This window comes from Gordonia paraffinivorans NBRC 108238, from assembly GCF_000344155.1.
Classification (GTDB): domain Bacteria; phylum Actinomycetota; class Actinomycetes; order Mycobacteriales; family Mycobacteriaceae; genus Gordonia; species Gordonia paraffinivorans.
Genome location: NZ_BAOQ01000009.1, coordinates 1 through 17074, shown reverse-complemented (window position 1 = coordinate 17074; position 17074 = coordinate 1). Strand labels below are relative to the sequence as shown.

The 17074-nt window shown below is 67.5% G+C and carries 13 protein-coding genes; 6 read left to right on the top strand and 7 right to left on the bottom strand.

Going from position 1 to position 17074, the window contains the following annotated elements:
* Positions 1-11: 11 nt before the first annotated feature.
* The 6 genes from GP2_RS05005 to GP2_RS04980 are packed head-to-tail and all read right to left on the bottom strand — an operon-like array spanning position 12 to position 5607.
* On the bottom strand, positions 12-1451 hold the full coding sequence (locus tag GP2_RS05005) for an MSMEG_0567/sll0787 family protein (RefSeq protein WP_006899387.1): 1440 nt from the start codon (positions 1449-1451) through the stop codon (positions 12-14).
* A gap of 1 nt (position 1452) precedes the next feature.
* Complete coding sequence (locus GP2_RS05000; protein WP_006899386.1) at positions 1453-2508, bottom strand: MSMEG_0568 family radical SAM protein; 1056 nt, start codon at positions 2506-2508, stop codon at positions 1453-1455.
* Between the two features lie 42 nt (positions 2509-2550).
* Positions 2551-3822, bottom strand: coding sequence for an MSMEG_0569 family flavin-dependent oxidoreductase (locus GP2_RS04995; protein WP_006899385.1), 1272 nt, complete (start codon positions 3820-3822; stop codon positions 2551-2553).
* Complete coding sequence (locus GP2_RS04990; protein WP_006899384.1) at positions 3819-4148, bottom strand: MSMEG_0570 family nitrogen starvation response protein; 330 nt, start codon at positions 4146-4148, stop codon at positions 3819-3821. Before GP2_RS04990 ends, GP2_RS04995 begins: the two co-directional genes overlap by 4 nt.
* On the bottom strand, positions 4141-5037 hold the full coding sequence (locus GP2_RS04985; RefSeq protein WP_006899383.1) for a carbon-nitrogen hydrolase family protein: 897 nt from the start codon (positions 5035-5037) through the stop codon (positions 4141-4143). Before GP2_RS04985 ends, GP2_RS04990 begins: the two co-directional genes overlap by 8 nt.
* Positions 5038-5082: 45 nt before the next feature.
* Positions 5083-5607, bottom strand: a complete 525-nt coding sequence (locus GP2_RS04980; protein ID WP_006899382.1) for an MSMEG_0572/Sll0783 family nitrogen starvation response protein — start codon at positions 5605-5607, stop codon at positions 5083-5085.
* Between the two features lie 527 nt (positions 5608-6134).
* Between GP2_RS04980 and GP2_RS04975 the strand changes: the two genes are divergently transcribed.
* Complete coding sequence (locus GP2_RS04975) at positions 6135-6821, top strand: ZIP family metal transporter (RefSeq protein WP_006899381.1); 687 nt, start codon at positions 6135-6137, stop codon at positions 6819-6821.
* A 34-nt stretch (positions 6822-6855) separates the two neighbouring features.
* Here the strand turns inward: GP2_RS04975 and GP2_RS04970 are convergent, their stop codons facing one another.
* A complete protein-coding gene (locus GP2_RS04970) occupies positions 6856-7971 on the bottom strand; it encodes an alpha/beta hydrolase (RefSeq protein WP_006899380.1) in 1116 nt (371 codons plus the stop codon).
* Positions 7972-8076: 105 nt separating this feature from the next.
* On the opposite strand from GP2_RS04970, the gene GP2_RS04965 reads away from it, so the two are divergent.
* The 5 genes from GP2_RS04965 to GP2_RS21120 form a co-directional block, all read left to right on the top strand.
* On the top strand, positions 8077-9549 hold the full coding sequence (locus GP2_RS04965; RefSeq protein WP_006899379.1) for a GreA/GreB family elongation factor: 1473 nt from the start codon (positions 8077-8079) through the stop codon (positions 9547-9549).
* Between the two features lie 133 nt (positions 9550-9682).
* On the top strand, positions 9683-11203 hold the full coding sequence (locus tag GP2_RS04960) for a DUF3375 domain-containing protein (protein ID WP_006899378.1): 1521 nt from the start codon (positions 9683-9685) through the stop codon (positions 11201-11203).
* A complete protein-coding gene (locus GP2_RS04955; RefSeq protein WP_006899377.1) occupies positions 11200-12066 on the top strand; it encodes a DUF4194 domain-containing protein in 867 nt (288 codons plus the stop codon). The genes GP2_RS04960 and GP2_RS04955 overlap by 4 nt, the downstream gene beginning before the upstream one ends.
* A complete protein-coding gene (locus GP2_RS04950) occupies positions 12063-15407 on the top strand; it encodes an ATP-binding protein (protein ID WP_006899376.1) in 3345 nt (1114 codons plus the stop codon). Before GP2_RS04955 ends, GP2_RS04950 begins: the two co-directional genes overlap by 4 nt.
* 131 nt (positions 15408-15538) lie before the next feature.
* Positions 15539-17074 (top strand): DUF726 domain-containing protein (locus GP2_RS21120; RefSeq protein WP_006899375.1); only part of this gene is annotated, 1536 nt, incomplete at its 3' end.

Here is a 17074-nt window from a genome sequence, read left to right as displayed (position 1 = left end):
CGAACGGCGGGTCACGCGACCCCCAGCCCGGTGACGGTCGAGTCCACCGCGACGCTCACCTCGCCGTCGGGCCAGCGCAGCCGCACGCCCGGTTCGGCGGTGAGGCGTCCGCAGTCGGCGATCGTCAGCGTCTCCGGCGCCGCGACGCCGGCGCCTCGTCCGGGACGGTCGGCGCTGAGCATCGCGTATCCGGGGAAGCAGGTGAGCCAGGCGCCCATCGACGCGTCGCGGGGACGGGGGAGGGCGGTCACGTCGAGTTCGGCGCCCGTGCCCGACGCCTCGGCGAGCATGCCGAGCGTGCCGGCGATGCCGGCCATGCTGACGTCCTTCGCGGCCGCCGGCGCGACCCGTGCGAGATGACCGGCCATGGCGCACAATTCGTCGCTCGACCGCGAGCTCGTCGAATCCCACTGGCGGTCGTGGTAGCCGGGTCGCCACGATCCGCCGAGGTCGGCGTGCAGGGTGACCGTGTCCCCGACGGCGCCGCGGCCGGCGCGCAGGGGAGCAGGCGTGGTCCCCAGCGCGGTCACCGACAGGGCCGACGGCACCCCGACCTGCGTGTGCCCGCCGAGAACCGGTGTGCGCCAGGCCCGCGCGGCGGCGGAGATGCCGCGGATGATCCTCGTCAGGTGCGAGGTGGTGGGTGCTCCCACCGCGTCGAGCAACCCGATCGGACGGGCGCCCATCGCCGAGAGATCGTTGACGTTGACGAGCACCGAACACCATCCGGCCCACTCGGGATCCCGTTCGATCATCGACGGGATGATCGCGTCGCACGCGGCGATGACGTCGGTTCCGGGCAGCGGCACACCGTCGTCACCGCGGAAGCCCGACGCGCCGAGGCCGCCGTCCTGATCGGCGAAGGGTGCGAGCGCTTGCGCAAGAACCGCTTTGGTGCCGTCGACGGTCCGCTGGATGCGGTCGATCGGCCACCGCATCTCGCGATGCGCCCGGCCGGCGATCACCTCGCCCGCGCCGACGTCGACCCAACCGAGGCGCCGGAACATCGGCGCGTACCGATCCTGCACCGTGGCGTCGAACCGCACCGCGCCCTGCTGTTCGACGTGGGCGCACGCGGCGCGGACGAGCGCGGGCCCGATCCCGGCGGCGTGGCGGTGGTCGGCGACGACGAGCCTGCTGCCGAACCACCAGCCGATGTCCTCGGTCGAGGAGTTCCAGCGCACCGGCGCCACCCGCACCCCGCCGACGATGGTCCCGTCGTGCAGCGTGGCGACGAGCACCACGGCAGCCGGGTCGTGGTCGGTATCGTCGAGGTCGGAGTGAGGGAACAGCTGTTGTCGTTCGACGAACTCCAGGTGCCGCAGCCGCCGGTATGCCGCGTGTTCGGCGGGCGTGTCGGCGACGGTGATCAGGAAGTCGGGGCGGGGGTCGGCGTGGCGGCGACCCGCGAGGATCGACAGCTCGCCGCGCAGGCCGAGTGCTCTGTCCATCTCACCCACCCACCGTCGGCAGGATGCTGCACGCCCCGCAGGCGGCGCACCCGGCGCGCTGATCGGCCCCCGACATGCCGATCAGGTGCAGGTAGGACGCGACCTCGCGGCTGACCTTCTCGAGGACCGCCGGGTCCGGCCCCGACGCCTTGTCGACGTCGACGGCGAGCGTGCCGGCGTGCGGGCGGAACGGCACGACGAACGGGTAGACGCCCATGTCGGCGAGCTCCTTCGCCCCGGCGATCAGCTCGTCGGGGTTCTCACCGAGACCGACGAGCAGGTATGTCGACACCTGGTTGCGCCCGAAGACGCGCACCGCCTCCTCCCACGCGGCCCGGTACTCCGACAGCGGAACGGTCGACTTGCCGGGCATCCATCGCCGGCGCACGTCGTCGTCGAGCGATTCGACGTGGATGCCGATCGCATCGGCCCCGGCGTCGCGGAGTTCGGTGATGACGGCGTGCTCGGCGGGCGGTTCGCACTGCACCTGGATCGGGAGGCCGGGGACGGCCGCCTTGACCGCGCGGACGCACCGCGCGAGGTGGCGGGCTCCGCGGTCGCGGCCGTTGGTGGTGCCGGTGGTCATGACCATCTGCGTCACGCCGTCGAGGTCCACGGCGGCGCGGGCCACCTCGGCCAGCTGGTCGGGCTTCTTCACCGCGATCGTCGAGCCCGACCTCAGCGATTCCTCGATCGAGCAGAACCGGCACCGCTGTGACTCGTCGTACCGGATGCACGTCTGCACGACGGTGGTCGCGAGGACGTCGCGTCCGTGCAGCCGGGCGATCTTCTCGTAGCCGATGCCGTCGGCGGTCTGCAGGCCGTAGAACCGCGGCCGGCCGATCGCCTCGACGTCGATACCGACGTCCGCGCCGTCGTAGAGCACGCGGTTGCCGTCGAAGACATAGGGGCTCTGCGGGTTCCGCGGGATCGCGGCGTGCAGCCCATCGATCATCAGGTGGCCGTCGTCGCTGGGTCCGGCTCCGCCCGTGCGTTGCACGGGCGCTTCTCCCCGGATGCCGAGCAGGGCCAGATCGACTCTCGTGGAAACAGTCATGGGTGCTCCTCGTGGAGGTGGTCTCAGGTCTTCTGGGCCGGGCTACTGGGCGGCGGCCAGCCTCGGCCGGTTCTCGCCGAGGCTGGCGACGATGTGCTCGGCCACGTACCGCGCGTCGCGGTCGATGCCGAGGAACCGCCCCGATCCCCAGGTGTGCATCCACGGCAGGCCGATGAAGCTCAATCCCGGGACCTCGGTGATCCCCCGGGTCTGCATGGGTCGGCCGGCGCCGTCGAACGCACTCGCCTCAATCCACCGGTAGTCGGGGCGGTATCCGATGGCCCAGATGATCGACGTGATCCCCGCGGCCGCGAGATCCAACTCGGCGGGGTCCTCGGGCGGTGTCCACACCGGTTCGTAGCGCGACGGCGGCGGGGCGTCGATGCCCCTGGCGTCGATGTAGCGGTCGATGTCGCCGCAGATCGAGTTGTAGACGGCATCGGCCTTGTCGAGCGATTCGGTGAGCGTCGGCGCGAACCGCAGCGTGGAGTCCTTGCCGTCGGTGAGCATCCCGTACAGCTTCATGCCGTCGAGCGCGAACGCCCGCAGGTCGATGTCGCGGCCGCCGTCGCGCCCGGTGACGTAGTGGTTGGTCTTCTCCTGCGCGGCTCGTCCGCCCGGGTACTCCTGGGTCGGTGTGTCGTAGAGGCCCATGTCCGCCAGCCACGTCATGCAGTCGCGCCCGCGGTAGGTGCGGGCCACGCGCGGGGCGTTCCCGACCGCCAGGTGCACCTGTCGTCCCGCGAGGTGCAGGTCCTCGGCGATCTGGGTGCCGGACTGGCCGGTTCCGACGACCAAGACCGCGCCGTCGGGCAGCTGCTCCGGGTTGAAGTACTGCTCGGAGTGGATCTGGTGGACGCCCGGATCGAGTGCCGGCGCGAACGGCGGGATCACCGGCAGCGGGTACCCGCCGGTCGCGATGACCGCCTGGTCGCAGGTGACGGTGTCGGCGCCGTCGGGTCCGTCCAGCGTCAGCTCGAAGCGGTTCCCGTCGATCCGGCACAGGCGAGTGACGGTCGTGTGCTCGACCAGCGGCGCGTCGAAGGTCTCCAGCCATCCCCGGAGCCACGCGACGACCTCGTCGCGGGTCATGAACCCGTCCGGGTCCGGTCCGGTGTAGGTGTAGCCGGGGAGTCGGCAATGCCAGTTCGGCGTGACGAGAGTGAAGTTGTCCCAACGCTTGTCGGCCCACGCGTGGACGGCGGTCTCAGCCTCGACGACGAGGTGCTCGATGCCGGACCGGCCGAGGTACCAGCTCACCGACAGCCCGGCCTGGCCACCGCCGATCACGACGACCGGCACATGTGTGCTCATGACGCCTCCTGTGCCTGTCGCGCGGTCTCGCGGCTCGGTTCCGGGAGCGGCGGGTACATGGTCACCACCACGACCTCCGCCGACGCCGGATGCCGTCGTGAGTCGTTGACGATCGCCTCGGACGACGCGGCCGCCGAGGTGCAGGCGAAGCCGAACGTGGCCTTCACCCGCTCGCCGGCCTCCCGGAGTCCGGCACAGGCGCGGGTCGTGAAATCGTCGACCCGATATGTGCCCGGGGCCAGGTGGTCGTGGAGCACGAGGCTGGGGGAGTAGTACTGGCGGAGGATCCCGTCGGGCCAGCGCACCTGCAGTGTCATCTCAGGCATGGGCCAACTCCATCCAGGCGACATCGGCGCCCTGTGGTTCGGTGATCGGTCCGTACACTTCGGGCCGGCGGTCCCGCAGGTGGAACATCCCGGCCCGCATCGTGGTGAACGCCGACGCGACGTCGATCTCGGCGACGGCCATGCCGCTGCCGAGAAGCGTTGTGGCGAGGATGTTTCCGCCCGGGTCGACGATTTTCGCGTTACCCACGTACCGCAGCGAGCCGAACGTCCCCGACTGGTTCGACGCCACCCAGAACACCTGGTTCTCCAGGGCGCGGGCGGTGTCGAAGAGGTTGAACCGGTAGGTCCACCGGTCCTCCTGGAGGTTCTCGGCGGTCGCGGTGCGGGCCGCCGGCCATGCCGAGAGGCTCGCGATGATCTCCGCGCCCTCGAGCGCCATGATCCGGGCGGCCTCGGGAAAGGCCTTGTCGTAACAGATCTGGAGCCCGACGCGTCCGACCGGCGTGTCGAACACGTCGTACCCGGTGCCCGACGAGTACGACATGTTCTCGCCGAGCGGTTGGTGCACCTTGCGGTAGCTGCCGTAGACGCGGTCGCCGTCGAGGACTGCGGCCGCGTTGTAGCGGGTCTCACCGTCCTCCCCGAGCTCGCAGAACCCGATCGCCACCACCAGATCCCCGACGATGGACTGCACCCGGGCGAGCTCGGGTCCGTCGAGGGTGATGGCCGGCGGCAGCGACCGGGCACTGGTCTTGCGGGTGTCGCCGTGGTTGCCGAGCGACGAGAGGTAGCCGCCGATCGCCGCCTCCGGGAAGACCAGGAAGTCGACGCCGCGCGCACGCGCCTCGGCGACATACTGCTCGATCGTCGCGTAGTTCTGTTCCAGGTCGCGGGTGAAATTCGCCGCGACGGATCCGATGATGGTCATGGGCGTTCCCCAGGGTCGGTGATCATTGTCGAATCGTGGTGTCGCTCAGACCATGTACGTCGAGTTGATGATCGCTCCCTTGCGGGCGTAATGGATGATCGCGTCCTGCACGTCGAGCGGGTGCGCGGGGATGACGCCCTCGATCAGGTCCTCCTCGCGACCGCCGTGCAGGGCCAGGCCGAAGCGGCAGCAGAACACCGTGCCGCCCTCGGCGATGAAGGTCTCGAGCGCGTTGTTGATGTTCTGCTCACCGGGGAAGCCGGAGTCGCCGGTCGTCGGAAATCCGCGTGTGGCAAGGCAATTGATCGCGCCGGGACCGTAGAAGTACATGGCCGACTCGAAGCCCTTGCGCAGTGCGCGGGTGGCCTGCAGGACCGCCACGAACGACACCGACGACTCGTGCGCGATGCCGTGCACCAGCGTGAAGTAGCTCTCGCCGTTCTCGGCCTGGTAGTCGGGGAAGATCTTGGTGCCGCCGTAGATGTTCGAGCCCTTCGGCAGCGAAGGGTGCGGGATCTCCGCCAGCGAGGCCTCGATGTTCGCGGTGATGGTTTCGTCGAAAGAGGGCACGGGAACTCCTGAAGACATGACGACGCCGCAACACGTGGGCGGCGTGAGGGAGAAAGGCCGATCGGGCGGCGCTGCCCGGGAGAGAAGGTGGATCGTAACGTCGATCTCGATGAGTAGCTGTCTGCGCTACAGGGACCAGTTCACCGCTTGTCGATTACCGGGTGGTTACCGCCGGACTAAATCGACACGGGATCCGCGAAACATGGCCGTCGGGCACACCAGCAGGAATGCCCGCGCAGGGACCTGACCGGTCGCGCGCAAAATAAATGTCCGACGAACCGGTCGGGTCGGGGGTCTGACCGGTCCATCGGACATAAGTCAGCATATCCTCTGTCCGGCCTCAGGTCGAGTGCGGGATCCGCAAATTTGTGACCTGTTCGGTGCGGAATCCGGCGAACCGGCGCTCGAGTGTCGCCAATCGGACAGTTCCGCGCGCTGTCGGGTGCCCTTACCCATCCAGGCTCGTTCACGCGTCCGTTGCGACTGCTTCCCCGCGCCCATCCGAACCCACGATCGAAAGCGCAGCCATGCTGACCGCCATCATCTACGGACTCGCGACCGCCGTGCCGATCGCGATCGGCGCCGCCGTGGGGCTGCGCTGGGACCTCCCCGCACGTCTCCTCGCGACGCTGATGGCATTCGGTGCGGGCACCATGATCGCCGCGGTCTCCTCCGAGCTCTTCCAGCCGGCCTTCGCCCAGGCGGGGATCGGCCTCGCGGGGCCGGCGCTGTTCCTCGGGACGGCCGTCTACGTGCTCGCCGACCATCTCGTCGAGACCCGGCTCTCCTCCAGTGCGATCGGCCCGGCGCTCATGCTCGGGGTCTTCCTCGACGGCGTGCCCGAGAACACGGCCCTCGGTGTGTCGCTGAGCGCGGGCGGTTCGATCGTCCTCGTGGTGGCGATCGCGGTCGGCAACGTCCCGGAAGCGGTCAGCGGGGCGTCTCTGATGCGCCGGGAGCACGACGCCTCGATCCGCTCGGCCCTGATCCTCTGGATGACGACCGCCGCGATCCTCGCCGGCGTCACCGTCGGCGGGTCCGCGGTCTCCGGGTTCACCTCGCCGACCGCCACCAGCGTCGTCCAGGCCTTCGCCGGCGGCGCGACGCTCGGCGTGCTCGCCAACGGCCTGATGCCGGAGGCCTACCGCGAGGGCGGCTGGTGGGTCGGACTGGCGACGGCTGGTGGCTTCCTGCTCGCGTTCGTCCTGGCCTGATACATACGAGGCCTCGGAGATCGTGCTGCGAGCGTCAGTGCGTCTGAATCGCGGCCGGGTCGGTGGTGACGTGCTCCTGGGCGAGCTCGTGCAGCGCGCGGAACACGCGCTTCGACGCCTCTGCCCAGGGCATGAGGATCGGGAAGACATGGAACATGCCGCGCTCCTCGATCGTGTGGGTCGGGACCCCGGCTTCCTTGAGCCGTGCCGCGAACTCCCGGATGCCGTCGCGGAACATCTCGTCCTGCCCCCAGCAGATGAAGGTGGGCGGAACCCACTCCGGATCCGGATCGGCGTTGGTCAGTGACACCCGCTCGTCGTTCGGCTGGATGCCGTGGAGGTAGGGGGTGACCGGGATGTTCCACGGCAGCACGTCGAGCTTGGCGTTCTCGGTGACCGACGGATGGTCGAGGTCGAGGTCGATCTCGGGGGAGAACAGGGCGAGTGCGGCCGGTTTCGGCATGCCCTCCGAATGCAGGTAGGAGACCAGCGACGCCGCGAGCCCGCCGCCGCCCGAGTCGCCGGCGACGATGATGTGATCCGGCGTCACCCCGCGCCCGATGAGGTCCTTGTACACCTCCGCGGCGTCGAGAACGCCTGCGGGGTAGGGGAATTCGGGGGCCATCCGGTAGTCGGGGATGAACACCTCGAAGCCGGTGATCTTTACCAGCGACGACGCGAACGACGCGTACATCATCGGGGTGGTCCCGACGTACCCGCCGCCGTGCAGGTAGAGGATCGTCGCGCCGATCGCCTGCTTGTCCTCGTCGTCCTCCACATAGGCGTCGGTCGACGCCTTGGCGCGGCACCACAGGCCGGGGATTCCGCCGACGGTGTCGTCGGTGAGTTCCACTCCGTCGGTGAACTCGACGAAGGGCGGCATCACGACGCGGCAGATCTGATCGAGGATCTTCTCCATCGACCGGAACTCCTCGATGGGCAGTCCCGCCGAGTAGCCCATGAACGATCGGATGGTCTGGCGCGTGACCGCCTGGCCGATGTTGTCGAGCAGCCCCGACGGGCCGGACCACGGTTTCGTGAACGGAACCCGGGCGAGTCCGTTCAGCATGTTCTGGGCCAGGCCGATGACAGTCAACGCCGTCAGCGGAGCGGATGCGGTCTCTACCTCGGGACGATCTGCCATCACCATTGGCTCAGAATAGACGCGAGTCGCTTCGCCAGCGCACGCCAACCGTCCTTGAGCCTGGACGGGATCGGAGCGCATATGCCTTGTTCTGTTACTACCATGCGACGAATGGAACAGCCTCGTAGTCTGCTTCGCGAGCTCCGGGACCGTGTCGCGGAGACTCTGAAGACGTCGATACGCGAGCGTGCCGCCGACAGCCCAGACTCTGGGCGGCGGCAAACGAAGAAGCCGAAATCAAGGAGAGCGACTGCCAACACCGATCATGTACCCGGGACAGACCTGTCGGTTGAGGAGGCCAGCGCGGCGGGTGGGGACGCGGTAGATAGTGCGGACGCCACGCAATCGGCGACTGTTACTTCGCCCGGAGACGCCACGCCGGTGTGTTTTGATCGGGAGCTGGAGCAGTACGACATTGCGGCAGAAGAGCTTGCCAAGCAGGAGAAGGAACTCCTGGAAAAGCTGGCTGAGTGCCGAGACGGCGGTGACCTCCTCGCCGATTATCGGCGGTACGAGCAGCGACTCCGCCAAGTGAAAGAGCGGCAGCGTGGACTCATCATCGGCCGCGAACAGTACATCGTTGACCGTGACAAACTCGCCGCTTGGGGCCCGACCGACGATTGGGTGGTGGCAGGTTCGATCGTGACGGTCCGATACCTAGACGGGCATCGCGACACCTTTGTGCTCACAGAGCGCCACACCGACACCGAGTACGAAACCATCTCGTACGACTCTCCGATGGGGCAGGCCGTGAGGCGTCGTCGAGCCGGTGACAAGGTTCACCTGCCCGCCGGAGCTTCGTTGGTCGTCGAGAGCGTAGAACCCGGCTTTCGAATGCCACCGCTTGCAGAGGGCCAGAGGCACCCGAGTGGTCGCCCTCCTCGCCAGACAGGAGGAGCCCGGCAGGTGCCGACTGCGGCCAATGCGGCGGAAGCGTTGTCACTTCAGCGCTGTAAGGACAAGGCATACCGAGACGATTTGTACCGGCGTCGATACGAGCCACAAGTGAGGTCCATCAATGAGTACGTCGACAGACTGCGAACTGAACGCAAGACACTGATTCCGTATGTGGCGCCGACCTACGGCGGAGTGAAGGCGAGACTCTTGACGCTTATGCAGGACCCAGGCCCGAAGACAGACCTTGGCAAGACTGATGGGTCCGGCATGATCTGCCTCGAGAATGCGGACCTGACTGCTGCTCGTCAGAAGTTCTTCCTCAACGAGGCCGGTATCGCTGTATCGGACATAGTTTCGTGGAATGCGTACCCGTGGCCAAAGCCTCATCCGCAGACGACCGATACTGACCGCCGTGCTGCATTGGCGCTGCGGGATTTCCTCGCGCTGACTCCCGACATCGAAGTCGTGATCCTCAATGGTGTCGTGGCGAAGCGAATCTGGGGGCTGTTGGCGGGGGAGATCGCCCCGCGGTCGGTGGCCGGCATCAGATCGATCCCGACTTTTCACACGAGTGAACGGGCGATCAACCCTGACCAGAAGTCTGCGGAGTACATCGACCGCGTTCACAAAGACTTGAGTGCCAAGTACGCAACGGCTGCGAGGCTCCTATACGGCTACAGCGAGTAGGGCGGCTACTGTCCGGGCGCGGACACCTGAGCGGCGACTGCCACTCTGCTCGCTGCCCAGACTGATGCCCGGTTTGCGGGACGTGGCACACTACCTCGGGTCCTGTAGTCCCCGAGATCCACGTGAGGCGGCGATGGAGAGTTCTGCCTTCCCGGCTCAGCACGAGGTCGGGCGCGCAGCTGCGCCGTCGGAATCTGCGCAGGTCACGCTGCACGACGCCCTCGAGGCGAACCGTTCGCTGCAGAAGTCGGCGGCCGTCCGGCTGTTCGCGGCGTCGAACTCGGCTCTCTACGTCACCTTGATGGAACGCCACCTGGACTACGGCGCCAAGATGAGCGAACCCGAGCTGACGATGCGTCTCGATCGCGACCTCACCCAGCTCGAACTCTCCGACGACCAGCCCACCGGCCTCGAACTGGTCAAGCTGTGGGCGCGGCAGGGCTGGCTGCACCGCGTCACCGACACCAGCGACCCCAACGCACCCAATATCTGCCACCTCACCAGCGAGGCCCGCTCGGTCCTGGACTTCATGCGCCGCCAGCGCCGCGAGGACTCGGTGGCCACCGGCGGCTCGATCACCGGCATCGCCTCGGAGCTGCGCCGCGTCGCCGGACAGGTCACCAACGATCCCGAGCAGATCCGCTCGGAGATCGAGGCCCAGATGGAGGAGCTCGACGCCGAGCTCGCCGACCTCGAGGCCGGCCGCCGCCCGCCGCCGGACCTGCGGGTCGCCGAGGACTCCGCCCGCGCCATCGCCTATCAGATGGAGCAGATCATCTCCGACATCGGCCAGTACGGGGCGATGCTCGACCGCATCACCACCGCGCTGCTCGACGACCCGGGTGACTCCGATCTCGCCTACCGCGACCGCCAGCGCCAGCTGTTCGACGACTACGAGGCGCTGCTGCAGTCGTCGCAGTCGGCGTCGTACCAGGCGTTCGTGCAGATGATCCAGGATCCGGAGCGTCGTGTTCGGCTGCAGGCCGACATCGACACCATCATCGAGAACTTCCCGGGCATGGACGCCGGACTGCGGTCGGTGATGGACAACTTCTTCAGCATCGTGTCCGAGCAGATGGCCGAGGTCGGCCGCACCCGGCAACGGTGTGCGCGTCGTATCCGGCGCTTCGTCGCGTCGGGCACCCTCGAGCAGAGCCGCGGCCTGGCCCGGCAGCTCAACGACGCGCTGGCCACCGCCAACGAGCTGCTCAAGTCCTCGCTCGCCGACCGCCGCCTCGGCTACGAGCTGCCGCTGGCCGCCCCGACCGTCAACTCGATCGGACGCCTGACCTTCGAGATCCGCGAGCACGTGCCGCCCGCCCCGGCACTGCCCGCGGCCCACGACGCCGCGGACCTCTCGGCGTTCGCATCGCTGACCGGCCAGGTCGACACCGTCGAGCTCACCGAGACCGTCAACAGCGCCGTCGCCGACGGGCCCGTCCCGCTCACCGAGGTGATCGAGGGGCTCGACGAGCCGTACCTCGCGCACGTCATCGTGCTGTGGTCGTGGGCGCAGAAACAGGCGAAACCGGGGGAGAAGATACCGATGACCACCGTGCGATTCCGGTCCCTCGTCGGGGAGGACCACGTCATCGACGTCCCCGACCTGACGTTCATCGAACCGATTCCGACTGCGGAGGTCGACGCCGAATGACCACCACCGACGAGACCGTCAACGAGGGTCCCGAGACCGCCGAGGCCGATACGCCGGAGACGGAGGCCAGGGAAACCGACGCCTTGTCATCCGAGTACGCCGGCTTCGACGACCTGCCGACCGTCGCGGCGACCGCCGCGCAGTCGCACGCCACGAGCGCACCGCGCTTCGACGGCGACGTCAGCGAGCTGCCCGACCGCGCCTGCTGGGCGTTGCAGAACCTGCTGACCCGTCGCTACATCTCCGGCGACCGGCAGCCGCAGCTGTGGTCGTGGGTGGCCGAGTACCAGGACGCGCTGCGCGTGCGCCTCTCTGAGCTGGACCTGCGCCTGCGCATCGTCGACGAGCTGCAGGTCGCATTCGTCGAGCAGGCCGGCTACGAGTCCCGGTGGGGCCGGCGGATCCTCAAGCGCGAGACCATCCACACCTACGACGCCATCCTGGCGCTGCACCTGGCCAAGTACATCCGCGCCGCGCGCGACGAGCCGGTGCTGATCACCCGCGAGGAGATCCACGAGCTCTTCGCCGGCGTCACCAACACCATCGACCGCGACCTCGCCCTGTTCGACAAGCGCATCGAGCGCGCCATCGACAAGATGGAGGAACTGGAGTTCCTGCGCAAGCAGCGCGACGACGCCGACACCTACGTGATCAGCCCGGTGATCTCGGCGGTCATGACCGCCTCCGTCATCACCGACCTGCAGCAGCAGTTCGAGCAGTTCATCGGCTCCGGCGAGGAGGGGGAGGAGCCCCCGGAGGGCGCCGCCGATCCCGGCGAGTTGGATACCGACGATGCCCGTGATCACGACGGCCGGGACTTTGACGACGCGGACGCCTACGGAGACGAAGGAGACGACTGGTGAGCGGGCAGGTCGACCAGTACCACCTGTCCCGGTTGCAGCTGATCAACTGGGGCGTGTTCGACGGGTATCACTCGATCCCGTTCAGCGCCAACGGATCTCTGATCACCGGCTCATCGGGTAGCGGTAAGTCGTCGTTGCTCGACGCCATCTCGCTGGCGTTCCTGCCCGACCACCGCCGCAACTTCAACGCCTCGAGCGACGCCACCGCCGCCGGGTCGTCGAGCGGCAAGCGCACCGTCGGCAAGTACGTGCGCGGCGCCTGGGGCGAGAAGCGCGACGGCGCGGGTGCGCACCGCGAAATCATGTACCTGCGTGGGACCGGTCCCGCGTGGGCGGCGATCGCCGTCACCTACACGTCCACCTCGGGCACGTCGATCACCGGCCTGGTCCTCAAGTGGCTGGCCGCCGGCAAGATGACCGACGCCCACAGCGCCTACTTCATCTACGACGGCGACGCCGACATCGTCGACGTCTGCAACGAGTGGGCCGCGTCCAACCACAACTCGGCCAAGTTCCGCGAGCGCGGCTGGAAGGGCGGCCCTGGCGAGGGCAAGTACCTGTCGACGCTGTACTCGCTGATCGGCATCCGCGCCTCCGAGGCCGCCCAGCAGCTGCTCGGAAAGGCCAAGTCGCTCAAGAGCGTCGGCGGTCTGGCGCAGTTCGTGCGGGAGTTCATGCTCGACGCCCCGACGTCCATCGTGGGCATCTCCGACGCGCTCGAGCAGATCGACCCGCTCGTGGAGGCCCGCGAGTTGCTCGACATCGCCCGCCGCAAGCGCACCATCCTCGGCAACATCGAGGAGATCCACGAGCGGTACGCGGGGGAGTCGGCCACGTTCAGCGTGCTCGACACGATCGATTCCGCCACCGTTCGCGCGTACGTGAACAACCTGCGGATCCGCAACGCCGAGCCGGAGATCGCCGACCTCGACGACCAGATCGCCCGGCTCGACGGCGATCTCGCGGCGCTGACCACCCAGCACGACCAGCTGCGCCAGGACCACAGCCTGCTGCTGGCCCGCATCGCGACGTCGACCGGCGACCTCGCCCCGCTGCGCGAGCAGCTCGGTGGCGCGCAGAAACTCAGCACCGAGGTCACCGCGCGACGCAACGCCTACGAGGACAAGATCTCTGCGCTGGGCTTCTCGCCCCCGACCAACGCCGAGGGCTTCTGGTCGCTGCGCGAGGAACTCCTCGAGGAGGCCACCAAGCTCGACAACCAGCTCGAGGCCGGCCGGGCCCACTACGCCGAGGCGCTCGCGCGCGAGGTCGCGGCGCGTACCCGCCGCGACACCGCGCAGGAGGAGCTGAGCCGCGTCGAGCAGGCCGGTAGCGCGCTGCCGCGCACCGAGCACGAGATGCGCCGCATGATCGCGCACGCGCTGCAGATCGACGAGTCGGAGCTCAAGTACGTCGCCGAGCTCGTCGAACTCGACCCCGACGAGGAACGCTGGCGCCTGGCCGTCGAGAAGGTTCTGCGCAACGCCGGACTCCGACTCCTCGTGCCGGACAAGCACTTCCGCGCCGCCCTGCGCTTCGTCAACTCGCACGACATGCGCGGGCGGATCCAGCTGCACCAGGCCGAGACCCGGCCCATGCCGGACGTCGAGCCGGGCACCCTGGCGTCCAAGCTGCGTCCCGTCGACCCGAAGCATCCGTGTGCCGCCGAGGCGATGACGATCCTGGCGCGCCTGGGCAACCACATGTGCGTCGACAGCCCCAACGAGTTCGGTCAGCACGCCAAGGCCGTCACCGACCAGGGCCTGCGCAAGGACTCGGCGAAGCTCGCCGTCAAGGACGACCGCCAGCAGCTGCGCCGGTCGCAGTACATCTTCGTCGGTGACGTCGAGTCCAAGATCTCCGCGCTCCGCGACGAGTTGGCCTACGAGGAAAGGGCTTTCGAGGACGCGCGTGAGGACTGCGCCGAGCTCGACCGCGAACGCTCCGCCAAGGAGAAGCGCCGCGACGCCTACCGCCGGGTGTGCGAGCAGTTCACGCAGTGGAACGAGATCGACGTCGACTCCGTCGACGATCGCGTCGATCAGCTCACCGACCAGTACGACCTCCTCATGGAGGAGAACCCCGACGTCGAGGCGCTGCAGCGCAAGGCCGAGGACCTGTGGGAGCAGGTGCGGCACGCGATCTCGCAGGCCGCGCTGGTGCGGGACAAGATCGCCAAGCACGACGAGCGCCGCACCCAGCTGCTCGATCTGCTCGACCGGCTCAAGCCCGAGGCGATCTCCGCGCAGGCGGAGAAGACCCTCGACGGCTTCGTCGAGGACCTGTCGGCAACGCTCGACGTGCTGCACCCGGAGCCGTACCGTCAGGAGATCATGAAGGCGTGCGCCCGCGAGCGTGACCGGATGCGCTCGGACGCACGGCGTTCGCGCGATGAGCTGGCCCGCATCCTGGACACCTATGACAAGGAGTTCCCGGACGCCATCCCCAACGACAGCGACGACTTCGACGAGCGCATCCACGACTACGTCGCGGTGTGTCGGCGTATCGACGAGCGCGAGCTGCCGGCCGCTTACGAGCGGATGCGCCGCCTGATCACCGAGCAGGCGCCGGGCGCGATCCTGGGCCTGCACATGGCCGCCGACGCCGAGGAACGCCGCATCGTCGAACAGATCGAGCGCGTCAACACCGGCCTCGGTGCGGTGGCGTTCAACCGCGGCACTCGTCTGCGGTTGGTGCCGGGCCGCAAGAAGCTCGCCGCGGTGGAGGAGCTGACCGAGAAGGCGCGTCAGATCTCCAACCGGGCGACCGCCGTCAGCTTCGGCGACGAGCAGGCCATCCTGGAGCAGTACTCCGACATCCTGCTGCTGCGTGAACGACTCGCCGGCAACACCCCGGAGGACCGTCAGTGGACGCGGGACGCGCTCGACGTGCGCAACCGGTTCGACTTCTACTGTGAGGAGCTCGACGCCGAGAGCGGCGAGATCATCCGCACCTACTCCAACGCCGGCGACAACTCCGGCGGTGAGCAGGAGAAGTTGATGGCGTTCTGCCTCGCCGGCGCGCTGAGCTTCAACCTGGCCAGCCCGAACGGCAAGGACAACCGGCCGATCTTCGCCCAGCTGATGCTCGACGAGGCATTCTCGAAGTCCGACCCGCAGTTCGCCCAGCAGGCGCTGAGTGCGTTCCGCAAGTTCGGGTTCCAGCTGATCATCGTCGCCACCGTGCAGAACACCAGCACCATCCAGCCGTACGTCGACAACGTGGTGATGGTGTCGAAGACCGAGGCCGGGGCGGATTCACGGCCGACTGCGTCCGCGGTGTCGACGACGATCAAGGCGTTCTCGGAGCTGCGGCGGTCGGGGAGTCAGTTGTCGGTGTGACGCACCGAACGGCGAAGTGCCCGTCTATTGGCTGAGACTCGATGCGGCACGTTCAGGCGTTCACTCGGGCTTCGTCAGGCTGTCCCAGTACCTTTATCTCGGGTCTTGCTATCGAATAGAGGAGAAGCTTCGTGTCTGCAACTGTCACTTACACGCCTGTCTCGCACGACGGCATGAAGTGTGAAGTTCGTTCTCCTATGGGCCGGAAGCTGGAACTGAGCGGGACACTCGAGACGATCGAACCCGAGCTCACCGGAGACGAAGCGATGATGCGCAACGCCGCGCTCGTTCACAACGCTTGGGCGTTCGCAAAACATGAGAAGCAGTTCCGCAGGTTCAAGCTCGCAGAAAAGAAGAAGAGCCACCGTGCGCAGGCAGATGCCCATGAGAAGACCGCCGCGGGAATCGCTGAACTCATCGACGCGCTGACGGACACAACTCGAGACGGATGGTGTTCGGGGTGCTTTACGTTCAGCCCGCATCGGAAGGTTCGAACATCGGGCATTGAGGTGCCCGCGTATCTTTGCGAGACTTGTGGTTCCCCAACCTTGCGATGCGCGTCGCCGCGATGCGCGCATATGGCGCGACGGTCGTTCGGATCGCTGCGGGTCCCGAGGTTTTGCGCCGAGCATCGTCACGAACTGCCCAGTTTCGAGCGGGCGGGCGAACAGGTCGACTCGCTCGAAGACTACGAAAAGTTGAGAGTCTTTGACAGTCGCAACCTCAGTCGGGTGTCGCGAATTGCAATGGCTGGGGCTGCAGCCGCGGGCGTCGTTGCCACCGGGGGGTTTCTTGCTGCTCCGGCTGTCGGAGGAGCAATTGGTGCGCTGGCTGGTTACAGTGGCGCCGCCGCAGCGAGTTACGGACTTGCGCTGCTCGGAGGCGGTGCGGTCGCAGCGGGTGGCTTCGGCATGGTCGGAGGTACTTACGTCGTGGCCGCCCTCGGAGCTGCCCTGGGAACAGCGCTTGGCGCGAGTGTCACGAACGCGTATCTCAGCGAAGACAAGTCATTCAAGATCGAAAAGTTCAGCGACGGCGACGGAATCCCGGTAATTGTGGCCCGCGGATTCATGACGGAGAAGAACCCAAACTGGGGACCCGCGATAAAGGTGATCCAGGACCGATATCCCGACTCGCCGATCTTCTTGCTTCGGTGGGGGAGCAAAGAGCTGTCGGCACTCCGAGCGATGGTCCTGAGGAACGTCGGTGCCCGACAGCTGGTTGAGGGAGCCGTCGGAGCGGCTGCGAAGGCAAGTCGTGTCGCGGCGAAGAAGTTGGCCCCTGTGGCACCTGCACTGCTGGCTGCCGACTTAGCGAAGAATCCCTGGCACAGTGCGATGGTCCGAGCAGACCGTACTGGCGTGGCTCTCGCGGGCATCTTGGCGCGTACTCGCGTCGAGAGCTACGTGCTGGTCGGCCACAGCCTCGGTGCTCGGGCGATGATCACAGCCGCCGAAACGCTCGCTACAAGCAAAGGTGCACCGTCAATTCAGACGATGCATCTCTTGGGAGGGGCAGAGGGACGGAAGCAGGACTGGCGTCCATTGAATGACGCTGTAACTGACGTCGTGCACAACTACTACTCAGAGAACGACGCCGTGCTGAAGTATGCGTTCGCACTCGCGCAGGGTGGGAGTATTGCGATCGGACTTCGGGGGTTTTCAGGC

Coding starts and splice junctions, on each gene's coding strand:
- GP2_RS05005 (WP_006899387.1), bottom strand. CDS start 1,451: ATGGACAGAGCACTCGGCCTGCGCGGCGAGCTGTCGATCCTCGCGGGT.
- GP2_RS05000 (WP_006899386.1), bottom strand. CDS start 2,508: ATGACTGTTTCCACGAGAGTCGATCTGGCCCTGCTCGGCATCCGGGGA.
- GP2_RS04995 (WP_006899385.1), bottom strand. CDS start 3,822: ATGAGCACACATGTGCCGGTCGTCGTGATCGGCGGTGGCCAGGCCGGG.
- GP2_RS04990 (WP_006899384.1), bottom strand. CDS start 4,148: ATGCCTGAGATGACACTGCAGGTGCGCTGGCCCGACGGGATCCTCCGC.
- GP2_RS04985 (WP_006899383.1), bottom strand. CDS start 5,037: ATGACCATCATCGGATCCGTCGCGGCGAATTTCACCCGCGACCTGGAA.
- GP2_RS04975 (WP_006899381.1), top strand. CDS start 6,135: ATGCTGACCGCCATCATCTACGGACTCGCGACCGCCGTGCCGATCGCG.
- GP2_RS04970 (WP_006899380.1), bottom strand. CDS start 7,971: ATGGTGATGGCAGATCGTCCCGAGGTAGAGACCGCATCCGCTCCGCTG.
- GP2_RS04965 (WP_006899379.1), top strand. CDS start 8,077: ATGGAACAGCCTCGTAGTCTGCTTCGCGAGCTCCGGGACCGTGTCGCG.
- GP2_RS04960 (WP_006899378.1), top strand. CDS start 9,683: ATGGAGAGTTCTGCCTTCCCGGCTCAGCACGAGGTCGGGCGCGCAGCT.
- GP2_RS04955 (WP_006899377.1), top strand. CDS start 11,200: ATGACCACCACCGACGAGACCGTCAACGAGGGTCCCGAGACCGCCGAG.